The organism is Massilia sp., from assembly GCF_046293535.1.
Taxonomy (GTDB): Bacteria; Pseudomonadota; Gammaproteobacteria; order Burkholderiales; family Burkholderiaceae_D; genus Telluria.
In genome coordinates, this window is sequence record NZ_JBKBOV010000005.1 from 130,293 (window position 1) to 142,894 (window position 12,602).

General features: G+C 64.5%; 16 protein-coding genes. 11 read left to right on the forward strand and 5 right to left on the reverse strand.

Going from position 1 to position 12,602, the window contains the following annotated elements:
* The first annotated feature begins 34 nt into the window (after positions 1-34).
* Both eno and ftsB read left to right on the forward strand, forming a co-directional pair.
* Positions 35-1,321 (forward strand): phosphopyruvate hydratase, encoded by a 1,287-nt coding sequence (gene eno, locus ACK4S9_RS04745; RefSeq protein ID WP_409722179.1) that lies wholly within the window; start codon positions 35-37, stop codon positions 1,319-1,321.
* Positions 1,322-1,414: 93 nt separating this feature from the next.
* Complete coding sequence (gene ftsB / locus ACK4S9_RS04750; protein ID WP_409722182.1) at positions 1,415-1,756, forward strand: cell division protein FtsB; 342 nt, start codon at positions 1,415-1,417, stop codon at positions 1,754-1,756.
* Positions 1,757-1,794: 38 nt separating this feature from the next.
* On the opposite strand, the gene ACK4S9_RS04755 is transcribed toward ftsB, so the two are convergent.
* Positions 1,795-2,214, reverse strand: a complete 420-nt coding sequence (locus ACK4S9_RS04755) for a PAAR domain-containing protein (RefSeq protein ID WP_409722185.1) — start codon at positions 2,212-2,214, stop codon at positions 1,795-1,797.
* A gap of 249 nt (positions 2,215-2,463) precedes the next feature.
* Between ACK4S9_RS04755 and ACK4S9_RS04760 the strand changes: the two genes are divergently transcribed.
* On the forward strand, positions 2,464-2,739 hold the full coding sequence (locus ACK4S9_RS04760; protein WP_409722189.1) for a hypothetical protein: 276 nt from the start codon (positions 2,464-2,466) through the stop codon (positions 2,737-2,739).
* Between the two features lie 153 nt (positions 2,740-2,892).
* Here the strand turns inward: ACK4S9_RS04760 and ACK4S9_RS04765 are convergent, their stop codons facing one another.
* Positions 2,893-3,399, reverse strand: a complete 507-nt coding sequence (locus tag ACK4S9_RS04765; protein WP_409722191.1) for a Dps family protein — start codon at positions 3,397-3,399, stop codon at positions 2,893-2,895.
* Positions 3,400-3,591: 192 nt separating this feature from the next.
* On the opposite strand from ACK4S9_RS04765, the gene ACK4S9_RS04770 reads away from it, so the two are divergent.
* Positions 3,592-4,332: a hypothetical protein gene (locus ACK4S9_RS04770; RefSeq protein WP_409722194.1), complete on the forward strand. Its 741-nt coding sequence runs from the start codon at positions 3,592-3,594 to the stop codon at positions 4,330-4,332.
* 52 nt (positions 4,333-4,384) lie between these two features.
* Here ACK4S9_RS04770 and hslO read toward each other — a convergent pair whose 3' ends face one another.
* On the reverse strand, positions 4,385-5,338 hold the full coding sequence (hslO, locus tag ACK4S9_RS04775) for an Hsp33 family molecular chaperone HslO (RefSeq protein ID WP_409722197.1): 954 nt from the start codon (positions 5,336-5,338) through the stop codon (positions 4,385-4,387).
* A 3-nt stretch (positions 5,339-5,341) separates the two neighbouring features.
* Positions 5,342-5,866, reverse strand: a complete 525-nt coding sequence (locus tag ACK4S9_RS04780) for a gamma carbonic anhydrase family protein (RefSeq protein ID WP_409722200.1) — start codon at positions 5,864-5,866, stop codon at positions 5,342-5,344.
* 166 nt (positions 5,867-6,032) lie between these two features.
* Between ACK4S9_RS04780 and ACK4S9_RS04785 the strand changes: the two genes are divergently transcribed.
* The 5 genes from ACK4S9_RS04785 to ACK4S9_RS04805 all read left to right on the forward strand — a co-directional run bounded on the left by ACK4S9_RS04785 (position 6,033) and on the right by ACK4S9_RS04805 (position 9,761).
* Entirely contained in the window at positions 6,033-6,926 is an 894-nt protein-coding gene (locus ACK4S9_RS04785; protein WP_409722203.1) for an alpha/beta fold hydrolase, read from the forward strand.
* Between the two features lie 249 nt (positions 6,927-7,175).
* The gene (locus ACK4S9_RS04790; protein WP_409722205.1) at positions 7,176-7,847 is read left to right on the forward strand and encodes a hypothetical protein; all 672 of its coding nucleotides are present in this window, start codon (positions 7,176-7,178) and stop codon (positions 7,845-7,847) included.
* Between the two features lie 18 nt (positions 7,848-7,865).
* Positions 7,866-8,414, forward strand: coding sequence for a FlgO family outer membrane protein (locus ACK4S9_RS04795; protein ID WP_409722208.1), 549 nt, complete (start codon positions 7,866-7,868; stop codon positions 8,412-8,414).
* A gap of 76 nt (positions 8,415-8,490) precedes the next feature.
* Positions 8,491-9,321, forward strand: coding sequence for a 3',5'-nucleoside bisphosphate phosphatase (locus tag ACK4S9_RS04800; protein WP_409722210.1), 831 nt, complete (start codon positions 8,491-8,493; stop codon positions 9,319-9,321).
* Between the two features lie 230 nt (positions 9,322-9,551).
* Positions 9,552-9,761 carry a cold-shock protein gene (locus ACK4S9_RS04805; protein WP_409722213.1) on the forward strand — a complete coding sequence of 70 codons (210 nt, stop codon included), beginning with the start codon at positions 9,552-9,554 and terminating at the stop codon, positions 9,759-9,761.
* Positions 9,762-9,826: 65 nt separating this feature from the next.
* On the opposite strand, the gene ACK4S9_RS04810 is transcribed toward ACK4S9_RS04805, so the two are convergent.
* Positions 9,827-10,801, reverse strand: a complete 975-nt coding sequence (locus tag ACK4S9_RS04810) for an IS1595 family transposase (protein WP_409722216.1) — start codon at positions 10,799-10,801, stop codon at positions 9,827-9,829.
* Between the two features lie 223 nt (positions 10,802-11,024).
* On the opposite strand from ACK4S9_RS04810, the gene ACK4S9_RS04815 reads away from it, so the two are divergent.
* Both ACK4S9_RS04815 and ACK4S9_RS04820 read left to right on the forward strand, forming a co-directional pair.
* A complete protein-coding gene (locus ACK4S9_RS04815; RefSeq protein ID WP_409722219.1) occupies positions 11,025-12,029 on the forward strand; it encodes a DUF4892 domain-containing protein in 1,005 nt (334 codons plus the stop codon).
* 272 nt (positions 12,030-12,301) lie between these two features.
* Positions 12,302-12,529, forward strand: coding sequence for a sulfurtransferase TusA family protein (locus ACK4S9_RS04820; protein WP_091876271.1), 228 nt, complete (start codon positions 12,302-12,304; stop codon positions 12,527-12,529).
* Positions 12,530-12,602: the final 73 nt, after the last annotated feature.

Below are 12,602 nucleotides of genomic sequence, written 5' to 3' on the forward strand. Positions count from 1 at the left end.
CTACAGATTTTTATCCTTCCGGAGACTGAAAAACATGAGTGCTATCGTTGATATCATCGGCCGCGAAATCATTGACTCGCGCGGCAATCCGACCGTGGAGTGCGACGTCCTGCTGGAATCGGGCGTGATGGGCCGCGCCGCCGTGCCTTCCGGCGCGTCGACCGGTTCGCGCGAAGCGATCGAACTGCGCGACGGCGACCCGCAGCGTTACTTCGGCAAGGGCGTGCTGCAGGCCTGCGAGAATATCAACACCGAGATTTCCGAAGCGATCATGGGCCTGGACGCCAACGAGCAAGCCTTCCTGGACCGTACCCTGATCGATCTCGACGGCACCGAAAACAAGAGCCGCCTGGGCGCCAACGCCATGCTGGCCGTGTCGATGGCCGTGGCCAAGGCGGCCGCCGAGGAAGCCGGCCTGCCGCTGTACCGCTACTTCGGCGGTTCGGGCGCGATGCAACTGCCGGTCCCGATGATGAACGTCATCAACGGCGGCGCCCACGCCGACAACAACCTGGACATCCAGGAATTCATGATCATCCCGGTCGGCGCGCCGTCCTTCAAGGAAGCGATCCGCTGGGGCGCCGAAGTGTTCCACACCCTCAAGAAGATCCTGCACTCGAAGGGCCTGAACACCGCGGTCGGCGACGAAGGCGGCTTCGCGCCGTCGGTGGCCAACCATGAAGAAGCGATCAAGCTGATCATGCAGGCGATCGACCAGGCCGGCTACGTGGCGGGCTCCCAGATCGCGATCGGCCTGGACTGCGCCGCGAGCGAGTTCTACAAGGACGGCAAGTACGTGCTCGAGGGCGAGGGCGGCCTGGCCCTGTCGGCACAGGACTTCACCAACATGCTGGCCACCTGGTGCGACAAGTACCCGATCATCTCGATCGAGGACGCCATGGCCGAAGGCGACTGGGAAGGCTGGGCCACCCTGACCGCCGCGCTGGGCAAGAAGGTGCAGCTGGTGGGCGACGATCTGTTCGTCACCAACACCAAGATCCTGAAAGAGGGCATCCAGAAGGGCATCGCCAACTCGATCCTCATCAAGATCAACCAGATCGGCACCCTGACCGAGACCTTCGCCGCCATCGAGATGGCCAAGCGCGCCGGCTACACCGCCGTGATCTCGCACCGTTCGGGCGAAACCGAGGATTCGACCATCGCGGACATCGCGGTCGGCCTGAACGCCCTGCAGATCAAGACCGGCTCGATGTCGCGCTCGGACCGCATGGCCAAGTACAACCAGCTGCTGCGCATCGAGGAAGACCTGGGCGAGGTCGCCTCCTACCCGGGCCGTGACGCGTTCTATAATCTGAAGTAAGCCCAGGCAAGCCTGCGAAGGCCGTTGGCCGGACTGTCCATACGGGCGGTCCGGCCTTGTATTTAGCCACACCCGTGTCGTCACACTGCATTCATGCGACTCATCACCATCGCCCTCGCCGTCCTGCTGCTATTGATCCAGTACCCGCTGTGGCTGGGGAAGGGCGGCTGGCTCAACGTCGCCGACATGCGCGAGCAGGTCGAGAAGACCCGCATCAAGACCGAGCAGCTGGAGGCGCGCAATGCCAAGCTCGAATCGGAAGTGCGCGACCTGCGCGACGGCACCGGCGCGGTGGAGGAGCGTGCCCGCTACGAACTGGGCATGATCAAGCAGAACGAGATCTTCGTGCAGGTGCTGCGCAAGGACGAACAGCCCGCGGTCTCGATGACCGAGCCGCCGCCCCCGCCCGAGCCGAAGGAAAAGCGCAGCCGCTGACGGCTCCTTTCCCGTCGGCGGCGGCGCGCGGCGCGGGTTCAGGCTTCGCTGCTTCTCCGCGGCGGCAGGTAGCCGGGCTGCAGCAGTCCGACGATCGGCGCATCGCCTTCGAACAGCACGATTTCGCCCATGTTCTGCCGGCTCAGCGCGATCCGGTCGCCGTTCTCGACATGGCTGCCGACCAGCGCCACCGGCCGGTCGCCGAAAGTGGAGGCATTGCCGGCGCCGGAAACGATGATGCTTTCGCGGCCGTCGGGATAGCGGACCCGGTCGCCGACGCAGGCGATGCGGAAACCGTCCATGTTCACCACATTGTCGGCCACGACGACCTCCCCGCCTTGCTCGGTACGCGACCCGATCGTCGCGATGGGATAACGGGCCGTGATTTTTCGGCGTGCCGGTGCCGGATTGAATTCGTGATCGACCGACGCTGCTACCGCTGCGGACATACGCTTCATTGACGCTCCTATGGGGTGTGACCGGCGAGTGACCCTTCCACGCTTGCCGGGCGTGCTCGGCGCGGTCTTACTCTCGATATGGCGAAGCGTATTGGAATCCGTCAAGGCCGGGCCATGTTTGACTTTCCTCAAAACAATTTTGATGTAGGACTGGGACTACATGGAAGTTACCGCAATGGGGGTATTGGGATGCAAACAGGGTAGGCGCACGCAGTGTATGATCACTAAAATGACTTCATGGAACCAAGCATGAACCAAGAAAACACTCCTCCGAATCCTGCGGAGCTCGATTCGCTCGACGCGATCGCCGATTGCCTGGCCGATGCCTTCGAGGATGGCGAGGGCGCCATCATCACTGTGGCCATGCGGGCCGTGGCGCAGGCGCCCGGCCTGGGCGCGCTGGCGGCTGCCGTGGGCATGCCGCGCGAGGCCTTGCAGACGGCCCTGCTGGCGGACGAATTCAACCTCGACCTCACGCTCGAGATCATGAAGGTGGTCGACCTGCACATGTCGGGCCGGGGCTGAGCCCGAAGCGCCTAACAATTCCCCCTATGGCTGCCTTGCACCATCTCGCCGTACTAGGGTACTGTCTTCGATGGTGCGCCTTGCCCTAGGGGTTTTGTTAGACGCTTGAAACTTCATGAGGGGCCGCGGCCGCCGGTCGCGGCCCTCTTCGCATTACTCCGACGAAGCTTCGCCCTGCATCGAACCGGCGCCCTGCTCCAGGAAGGAGCGCAGCATCCAGGCATTCTTCTCGTGCACTTCCATGCGGGTGGTCAGCATGTCGGCCGTCGGGAAGTCGTCCAGTTCGTCGGCAACCTTGACGCCTTCGCGCATGGTGCGCACCAGGATCTCGTTGCCTTCGACCAGTTGGCGGATCATTTCCTTGGCCGACAGCACTTCCGGCTCTTCCTTGATGCTCGACAGTTCGACATAGCGCTTGGACGTGGCAGGGGCGAAGTGGCCCAAGGCACGAATGCGTTCGGCGATCTCGTCCAGCGCATTCCATTGCTCGGTGTACTGCTCCTCGAACATCACGTGCAGGGTCGAGAACATCGGCCCGGTGACGTTCCAGTGGAAGTTATGGGTTTTCAGGTAAAGCATGAACGCGTCGCTCAAGACGGTCGAGAGCGATTCGACGATCTTGGCGCGGTCTTCGGTGCTGATTCCGGTATCCATGTGCATCGTTTTTCTCCTGAGGTAAGTGCAGTGTTTGTAAGGAAATGACAACACTGTCAAAGATGCATCAGCTTAGCACCGCTGAAAAAAATGCGTGTTTTGAGTGTCCCGGTTCACATGCGGGGCAGTGGGAATGTGCGCAAATTGCCAACTCAACCGTCTTTACAATGCATGTTGTTCCAACCATGAAGGACATGCATGAAACATCTCACCATCATCGCCGCGCTGCTGGCGATGGCCGCGCCCGCGTTTGCACAGGACGCCATGCCGCCGGATGCGCCGGCCGGCGCCGAGAAGGTCGAAGTCAGCAGCATCAAGGATCCCGAACTGCTTCCCTACCGCCGCATGCTGCGCGGCCTCGACGCCTGGGAACAGAAACGCGCGCTGGCGCCGCAGGCGGACCTGCGCTTCGAACTGTGGACGGGGGACGGCAAGCCGGCCGCCACCGAGGGCCTGCAGCTGCGCATCGCCGGCGACACGGTCGACATCGCGCTGCCGCTCGATGCGGACGGAACCTTCGTCCTGCCGCGCAGCCAGGAGGCCTTCGACGACCGGGCAGATCTGGTCTCGAACCGCAAGAAGGGCGAGATCCGCTGGCGCCCGCGGGTGCGCACGCCGGGCGTGCCGGAGAATGCGCGGCGCCTGGGCGACCTGCGCCTCGAGTGCGAGGTGGGCGTAGCGGTACGCAAGGAAGACATTCCGCTGCTGTATCGCGCAGGGGCCGCCGCCGCGGGCGGCCTGTGCCGGGTGCCGATGGTGGCCTATCCCTACCGCGCGCCGCGGCGCCTGGCCTCGGCCACCGTGGTGTCGGGCGCGCGCAAGGCCGCACTCCCGCTTTATCTGGGCGGCGCGGCCTACATGGCCCCGCTGCGCGACAAGAGCTGGGACGACGATGCGCTGGTGGTGTACGAATTTGCCGAGACGCCGGCCACGCCGTAAACGCAAAGTGGGCGGCAGCGCCGCCCACTTACGAAAAGCATCGCTACGATGCCTAGTTGATGCTGCCGCTGGCCGGCATCATGGTCTCGACCGGGGTGTCGCTGGCGAACAGCTGGGCGCAATCCACCTTGTCGAAGGCGTAGTGCTTGCCGCAGAAGTCGCAGTTGATGCCCAGTTCGCCCAGGTCAGCCAGGGCCGATTCCACTTCCGGCTGGCCCAGCATCTTGAGCATGTTGCCGACCTTCTCGCGCGTGCAGCTGCAGTGGAATTGCGGGTGCTGCGGGTCGAACACGCGGATCGTCTCTTCCCAGAACAGGCGCTTGAGCAGGGTCTCGATGTCGACGCTCAGGAGTTCCTCGCGCTTGAGGGTCTGGCCCAGCATGACGGCGCGGTTCCAGGTTTCCAGGTCTTCCGCCTCCGAAGCCTGCTTCTGCTGGTCTTCCTTGCCGCTGTGGCGCGGGAGCTTCTGCAGCAGCAGGCCGCGCGAGACCTGGTCGTCGGCCGCCAGCCACAGGCGCGTGTCCATCTGTTCGGAACGCAGCATGTAGTTCTCGATGACGGTCGCCATGTCCTCGCCGATCAGGGGCACCACGCCCTGGTAGGGCTGCTGGCCCGGCACCTTGTCGACCGGGTCGAGCGTGATCACGAAGCGGCCCTTGCCGTGCGCATTGAACATCTGGGCGAGGGTCGCGTCTTCCGGGATCTCGGCATCCGGCGCCAGCTTCGCGGTGGCGCGGATGCGCAGCTGGGCGTCGCACTCGACCACCAGCAGGCGCACCGGGCCGTCGCCGAAGATCTGCATCACGATGGCGCCGTTGAACTTCAGGTTGGCCGACAGCAAGGCGCTTGCCGCCACCATTTCGCCGAGGGCGGCGCGCACCGCCTTCGGGTAGGCGTGCCTGGCCTGGATCTCGCGCCAGGTGTCGGAGATCTCGATCAGCTCGCCACGCACGGCGGCGTTATCGAAGATGAATTTCTGGAGGGTGTCACGGGTAGTTGTAGTCATTCTTTATCCGATTTTCTTGAGCTGCGCCTTGAACAGCTGGCCGCGCGCCACGTAGCTCGCGGCGCTGGCCTGCAGGCGCAGCATGTCTTCTTCCGTCAGGGTGCGCACCACCTTGGCAGGCGAACCGAGGATCAGCGAACCGTCCGGGAACTCCTTGCCTTCGGTAACCAGCGCGCCGGCGCCCACCAGGCAGCCCTTGCCGATCCGGGCGCCGTTCAGGATGACGGCCTGGATGCCGATCAGCGAACCGTCGCCGACCGTGCAGCCGTGCAGCATGGCCTGGTGGCCGACGGTCACGTTCTTGCCCAGCGTGAGCGGGAATCCCATGTCGGTATGCATCACCGTGCCTTCCTGCACGTTGCTGTTTTCGCCGATGGTGATGCGCTCGTTGTCGCCGCGCAGCGTTGCGCCGTACCACACCGAGGCGTTCGCCTCGAGCGTGACCTTGCCGATCAGGGTTGCCGAATCGGCCACGAAGCTCGACGCGTCGATCTCGGGCGCATGCTCGCCCAGCTGGTAAATCGCCATGGATGTGCTCGCGGAAGATTGAAATGCCGCTATTGTAAACCCACTGTCCGCGATCGTCCGGTCGATGGCAAATGGGGCCGGGCAACACGAAATCAAGGTCGACGCGGTATAATGCGAACGATCGTACTTTTTTCCTCATCCTTTCGCTCGCGCCTCCATCTTACCTATGCAAGCATCCCGTTCCGAATTCCTCACCGTGCGCGGCCTGCGCACCCATGTGCGCCACTGGGGCCGCGAAGGCGCTCCCAAGATCTTCATGCAGCACGGCTGGATGGACGTGTCGGCTTCGTTCCAGTTCGTGGTCGATGCGCTCGAGGACGACTGGCACGTAATCGCCTTCGACTGGCGCGGCTTCGGGCTGAGCGAGCGCTCGCACTCGGACACCTACTGGTTCCCGGACTACCTGGCCGACCTGGAAGCGGTGCTCGACCATTATGCGCCGGGCGAGGCGGTAAACCTGCTCGGCCACAGCATGGGCGGCAACATCGCCAGCCTGTACGCGGGCGTGCGCCCCGCCCGCATCGCCAAGCTGGTCAACCTGGAAGGCTTCGGCCTGCCGGCGACCCGTCCCTCGCAGGCGCCGGGCCGATTCGCCAAGTGGCTCGACGAGTTGAAGGCCAAGCCGGAAATGCGCGGCTATGCCAGCCTGGAAGAGGTGGCGGCGCGGCTGCAGAAGACCAATCCGCGCCTGCCTGGGGAGCGGGCGGCCTTCCTGGCCGGGCACTGGGCAGCCCTGGACGCGGACGGCCAGTGGCGCATCCTGGGCGACCCGGCGCACAAGATGACCGGCCCGCTGCTGTACCACGCCGATGAGGTGCTGGCCTGCTGGACCCAGATCACGGCGCCGGTGCTGTGGATCGAGGCGGAAGACACCGAGATGTGGCGCTGGATGGGGCCGAAGGAGCAGGCCAGGGCGGAGATCGACCGCCGCCGCGAGCACCTGGCCAAGGTCACGGCGCGCATGATGCCGGGAGCGGGGCATATGCTGCATCACGATCAGCCGGAACTGCTGGCGCGGATGATCGAGGCATTCCTGACCGGGGCTGAAGTTCCGGGCTGAGTTGCTGAAACTGGATCCCGGCCTTGGCCGGGAGTAGTAGGCGCCAGTGGCGCGTACGACGTGCTTGAGCTGGCGACTGGCGGTAGTTCCGTCGTTCCGGCGAAGGCCGGAACCCAAGTTCGTAGCGCACCCTAAGCGTTGTTAGTACCCATCAACGCCCTTCGGGATAATTGCCGCATGGAAACGCCTGTGCTACAGTCGCACCCGACCCGGCGCCACGCGCGCCTTCGACAGACTCACAGGACACACATGCGATTTCGAGCCGGCCTCGCGCTCTGCGGCGCCCTCCTGACGGCAGGCTGCGCCATCCCCTACAGCCCGGCCCCGGTGGCCACCAACTTCCCCAGCACGCAGCAGGCCAAGCTGCAGGCGGCCGCGCACTGGGGCGTCATTGCGCGCCACATGGCCGGCCAGCTGGCGCCTTCGCTGCGCGTGAACGCGAAGCGCCCGCTGTACGTCGGCTCGCAGCAGTCGAGCGCCTTTGCCCAGGGCGTCGGCAGCCACCTGGTCACGGCCCTGGTCAACGACGGCTACGTCGTGGTCAAGGTGCCGGACGCAAACACGCTGCGCATCGAACTCGACACCCAGGTCGTGGCTTTTTCAAGCAAGCGTCCCCAGTACAAGTTCGCCGGCGAGCGCAGCCTGCTGGTGGCGGGCGCCTGGGTGCTGACCGAAATCGACCACACCGTCGAGTGGCTGGCCACCGCCGCCATCTTCGCCGAGGACGCCTATTCCTGGTTCCGCTCCCAGTTCGCCACCGGCGACACGCCGAAGACCGAGATCGTCGTCAATCTGTCGCTGGCCGACGACGCGCGCTACTACGCGCGCACCACCTCGGTGTACTACACCACCGACAGCGATCGCGCGCTGTACGACGCGGCGGCGCAACCCACCAAGACCTTCGCGGTCCGCAACTATTGAGTACGGAGCACTGAGGCCATGAAGCGAATCCCGACCCTTTGCGCCGCGGTCCTCGCGCTGCCCCTGCTGCTGGGCGCCTGCTCGACGACCAGGGAAGACACCAACTACACCTCGGTCTCGGCCAACGCTTTCGTCGCCGCCAACTACCGCGCCGCCGACGCGCTGGCGCTGCAGCTACGCGGTAAGCTGGCGGACGAGAAGCCCTTGATCATGGCCACCATCGTCAACATCGACGCGCTCGAGCAGACGTCGATGCTGGGCCGCTTGGTGTCGGAACAGCTCTCGACCCGCCTCGCGCAGGGCGGCATGAAGATGCTGGAGATGAAGCTGCGCAACAGCGTCTACCTCAAGCGCGGGCAGGGCGAGCTGATGCTCACCCGCGAGATCGGCGAGGTGGCCAGCGCCCACAACGCCCAGGCGGTGGTGGTGGGCTCGTATGCCGAGACCCGCGAAGCGGTCTTCATCAACGTCAAGGTGATCCAGCCGAGCACCAACCTGGTGCTTGCCGGCCACGACTACGTGCTGGCGAAAGAAGCTACCGTGCGTTCCATGCTGCAATCCAACTGATCTGTTCCCGTAGCCGCACGGCCGGCCCATTGGCGCGTACAATGTTTCGCTCCATCGCCAATGACATTGCCGTGCCATGAAAGCCGATCTCCACTGCCATTCCAACGTTTCCGACGGCGTGCTCGCACCCGCCGCCGTCGCCGCCTACGCACGCAAGGGCGGGGTCGACGTCTGGGCGCTGACCGACCACGACGAGGTCGGCGGCATCAAGGCCGCGCGCCAGGCGGCGGGCGAGCTCGGCATGCGCTTCGTGGCCGGGGTCGAGATTTCGGTGACCTGGGCGAACGAGACCGTCCACATCGTCGGCCTGCGGATCGACGAGGACAACCGGGCCCTCATCGACGGCCTGGCCGCCACCCGCCACGGCCGCCAGGCGCGCGCCAGGGAAATCGGGGCCCAGCTGGACAGCGCCGGCATTCCCGGCGCCTACGAGGGCGCGCTGCGCTACGTCGGCAACCCGGACCTGATCTCGCGCACCCATTTCGCCCGCTACCTGGTCGAGATCGGCGCCTGCGGCTCGACTTCCGAGGTGTTCCGCAAATACCTTACCGAGGGCAAGCCAGGCTACGTGCCGCACCGCTGGGCCACGCTTGCCGACGCGGTCGGCTGGATCCGCGGCGCCGGCGGCATTCCGGTGATCGCCCATCCGGGCCGCTACCCGTTCAGCGACACGGCCGAAGGCGCGTTGTTCGACGAGTTCCGCCAGTTGGGCGGCAATGCCATCGAAGTGGTGACCGGCAGCCATACGCCGGACCAGTATGCGAGCTATGCCGAAGTGGCGCGGCGCTACGGCTTCCTGGCCTCGCGCGGGACCGATTTCCATGCGCCCGGCGAGGCGCGGGTGGAATTTGCCGAGCTGCCGCCGCTGCCGGCGGGCCTCACGCCAGTCTGGCACGACTGGTTCTGAGACGTGTGCAGGCTGGCAAGTTCTGCACGCGGCAGTGAAATAAAAACGAAATCATTAGGTAAAGCGGGCGAAGTCCTGTATCTTCAATCGGGCACACATCAAGTCGTCGTCCTCGTTGGTCTCTCTCCCGTCTTGCCATCCGGCAGTCCTGTTTGATTCTCTTCAGTTGCATCCTTCTTGCTTGCCTGTGCATTCCGGCATCTTTGCCTCATCACATTCAAGGTATCTACATGACTACTCAAACCGGCACCGTCAAATGGTTCAACGACGCCAAAGGCTTCGGCTTCATCACCCCTGACGCAGGCGGCGGCGACCTGTTCGCGCACTTCAAGGACATCCAGTCCGATGGCTTCAAGAGCCTGTCGGAAAACCAGCGCGTGTCCTTCATGCGCGCCAGCAGCCCCAAGGGCGACAAGGCGAGCGAAATCCGCGCCATCTGAACCAGGGGCTCCGCGCCCGTTCAGGAATTGGAAGCCCGCGCAAGCGGGCTTTTTCTTTGGCGCTGTCACCGTTCGCTATGGATGACTCCGATCGCGATGCGCAGTAATTGCTCCGCCGTCGTGATCCGTCCTCCATCGAGCGCCCGGCGCCATCCAAGATAGTTCGGCAAGTAGCGCGAAGCGACACCGCGGAAGCGGCTCAGCCATTGCCGGAAGCGCTGGTGGTACGCGTTGACGTTCTGGACATGGATTGCGCCGGCAAGGCCGCGGCGTACGCGCACGCCGGCGCGCAGGTTAACCGCCTCGTGCGCAATGCCGTGCTTGCGGGCGAAACTGCGATAAGCGGCGTGCGCGTCGCTGACCAGGAGCACCTGCCGCTCGAGCCTGGGCAGCAGGTGGCGCTCCAGCTGCGCTGCCGTCAAGGCGCCGCGGCCGACCACGGCATCGACGGTCTGTCCACTGCGGTCGCGCGCGACCAGAATGCAGTCGAGCTCGCGTGAGATGCCGCGCTTGCCTGCGCGCCCGCCGCGCCGGCGAGCCGGACGGTCCAGCTTGCGCGCGCCCTTTTGCGATTCCAGCATGAACATTTCGTCGGCCTCGGCAATGCCGCCCAGGCGCTGTGGCTGGTCCTGCTCCGGGCCTTTGAGGAAGCGGTGGCGCCAGCGAAAGGCGGTGTTGCGGTGCACCCGGACTTTCTTGGCTGCAGCGCGCACCGACGTCGAGTCGATCACGGTGCCCAGGTAATCGAGCCATTTTTCGCGCAGCCGCAGCCGCGCCAGCGGTGTGCCGCTCAGGTCGTTATAGGTGCGGCCGCAGGCGCGGCAGCGGTAGCGCTGCAGGCCATTGGCTTGCCCATGCCGGTAGTAACGTTCGCATGCGCAACTGGGGCAGCGGCGCCGCGTTGCACCGATCTGGCCGATGAGGGCAATCGCCTGGTCCAGCCCGGCAGCGGGATGCAGGGCGGCCAGCGTCTGCAGGCGCTGGGGCAGGTTCAGTGCAGGGAGCCTGGCAAACCACTTCTTGAAATGCGGTGCGCGCATGGTCGTTCCCGTCTGTGGTGACAGGCGTTTGACTATGGAGCAGCTCAGCAGTTCGGCCCTCATCCATAGTTAAGGTTGACAGCGCCTTTTTATTGGTGCCGGCACCCCGGCCATGCAGCACGCATGGTCGCGCACGGTTGGCCATGCACGATGACTATCTGTTGCTGTCAACACAAGCTCACCCTAGAATCGCCCGCTGTTCAACCGTTTCCAGGAAACAAATATGCGCGCTTATCGGATGTTGGGACTGCTGGTTTGCATGGGATCGGTATCGCTGGCCTACGCCAGGATGCCGGCGGAAGATACCGTCAAGGGGGGCAAGGACCACCCGCTACTGTCGCGTTTCGACGGTGCCAGGCTGGTCGGCCATGACGTCAAGGAATTCGATGAGGCGGCGCTCCCGGCGGGGAAGCGCTACTTCAGCAAGGATCGCAAGTGGATGTTCGAGAAGACGCTGGCGGTCGAAGGGAAGGTGACGCGCCTCGCCTATAACTACCCCAAGGAGCGTTCGTCGCTTGAAGTCATGCGCAACTACCAGGCGGCGCTCGAACGTGCCGGGCTGAAGGTGGTGTTTGCCTGTGCCAGGGAAGCTTGTGGCGAAGGCATGGGCGAGCACTTCCTCGACAAGCGGATTGGCCAAGGCTTCATCAAGGGAGGCGAAGCCAGCTGGGCGCCGTTCAACTATGGCAGGGGGGACGGACGCTACCTGCTCGCCACTGGCACCCGCCCCGACGGTACGCCCATGCATGTGGCGGTGTGGGTGGTGGCCCCGGTGCAGGACCACATCGGCGCCGTGTATCAGGAAATCGTCGAGGGCAAGCCGATGGAAGGCGGCAAGGTATCCGCCAGCCTGAACGCGGCCGACATGGCCAAGGGTATTGCCAGCGAAGGCAAAGTCGCCGTGTACGGCGTGTACTTCGACACCGGCAAGGCAGAGGTGAAGCCGGAATCGAAACCTGCACTGGCCGAGATGGCAAAGATGCTGCAGCAGGATCCGAAGCTGAAGGTCTTTGTCGTGGGCCATACCGACAACCAGGGGGAATTGACCCGGAACCTGGACTTGTCGCAGAAGCGTGCCGAGTCCGTGGCCAGGGCGCTGGCCGAGGGCTACAAGGTCGACGCGCGTCGGCTGAGCCCGAAAGGCGTGGCCTCGTACGCGCCGCTGGCCTCCAACCGCCTGGATGCCGGCCGCCAAAAAAACCGGCGGGTCGAACTGGTGGAGCAGTAGGCGGCAGGGCAGGCATGCACCTGCCTGCTTGCAATCGGGCGGGAGGCCCGCACTTACCATGTGTCGCACCATGGCGGTGCCGTTTGGTGTCGCTTGTGACTTGCCATGGTGCGCAAGCATAGATAATTTCACAATCGGTTGCAGACATGCAACAATGTGTGACTATTTTGGTGCGCTGCGTCATACTGCGGAAAAGGGAGTAGTATTCGACTTCCGAGCACCATCTACTTTGCAGGCATGCGATGAGCGACACTACACTCGACATTGACACCATGGAATTCCAGAAAGACCTGGATGCGCGCGGACTGAATTGTCCGTTGCCGATCCTCAAAGCCAAGAAGGCACTCGCCGAGATGGAAAGCGGGCAGGTGCTGCGCATCGTCGCCACCGATACCGGTTCCGTGCGCGACTTCCAGGCGTTCGCCAAGCAAACCGGCAACGCCTTGCTGGCGCACACCGCCGAGAACGGCGAATTCACGTTCTGGATGCAACGCAAGTAAGGCCGGGCACGACGCCTGGCAGCAGTCCTGGCGCGCCGCGCCGGGTATCAAGGTCCTTCTCGAAAGCCGGATC

Coding starts and splice junctions, on each gene's coding strand:
- eno (WP_409722179.1), top strand. CDS start 35: ATGAGTGCTATCGTTGATATCATCGGCCGCGAAATCATTGACTCGCGC.
- ftsB (WP_409722182.1), top strand. CDS start 1,415: ATGCGACTCATCACCATCGCCCTCGCCGTCCTGCTGCTATTGATCCAG.
- ACK4S9_RS04755 (WP_409722185.1), bottom strand. CDS start 2,214: ATGAAGCGTATGTCCGCAGCGGTAGCAGCGTCGGTCGATCACGAATTC.
- ACK4S9_RS04760 (WP_409722189.1), top strand. CDS start 2,464: ATGAACCAAGAAAACACTCCTCCGAATCCTGCGGAGCTCGATTCGCTC.
- ACK4S9_RS04765 (WP_409722191.1), bottom strand. CDS start 3,399: ATGCACATGGATACCGGAATCAGCACCGAAGACCGCGCCAAGATCGTC.
- ACK4S9_RS04770 (WP_409722194.1), top strand. CDS start 3,592: ATGAAACATCTCACCATCATCGCCGCGCTGCTGGCGATGGCCGCGCCC.
- hslO (WP_409722197.1), bottom strand. CDS start 5,338: ATGACTACAACTACCCGTGACACCCTCCAGAAATTCATCTTCGATAAC.
- ACK4S9_RS04780 (WP_409722200.1), bottom strand. CDS start 5,866: ATGGCGATTTACCAGCTGGGCGAGCATGCGCCCGAGATCGACGCGTCG.
- ACK4S9_RS04785 (WP_409722203.1), top strand. CDS start 6,033: ATGCAAGCATCCCGTTCCGAATTCCTCACCGTGCGCGGCCTGCGCACC.
- ACK4S9_RS04790 (WP_409722205.1), top strand. CDS start 7,176: ATGCGATTTCGAGCCGGCCTCGCGCTCTGCGGCGCCCTCCTGACGGCA.
- ACK4S9_RS04795 (WP_409722208.1), top strand. CDS start 7,866: ATGAAGCGAATCCCGACCCTTTGCGCCGCGGTCCTCGCGCTGCCCCTG.
- ACK4S9_RS04800 (WP_409722210.1), top strand. CDS start 8,491: ATGAAAGCCGATCTCCACTGCCATTCCAACGTTTCCGACGGCGTGCTC.
- ACK4S9_RS04805 (WP_409722213.1), top strand. CDS start 9,552: ATGACTACTCAAACCGGCACCGTCAAATGGTTCAACGACGCCAAAGGC.
- ACK4S9_RS04810 (WP_409722216.1), bottom strand. CDS start 10,801: ATGCGCGCACCGCATTTCAAGAAGTGGTTTGCCAGGCTCCCTGCACTG.
- ACK4S9_RS04815 (WP_409722219.1), top strand. CDS start 11,025: ATGCGCGCTTATCGGATGTTGGGACTGCTGGTTTGCATGGGATCGGTA.
- ACK4S9_RS04820 (WP_091876271.1), top strand. CDS start 12,302: ATGGAATTCCAGAAAGACCTGGATGCGCGCGGACTGAATTGTCCGTTG.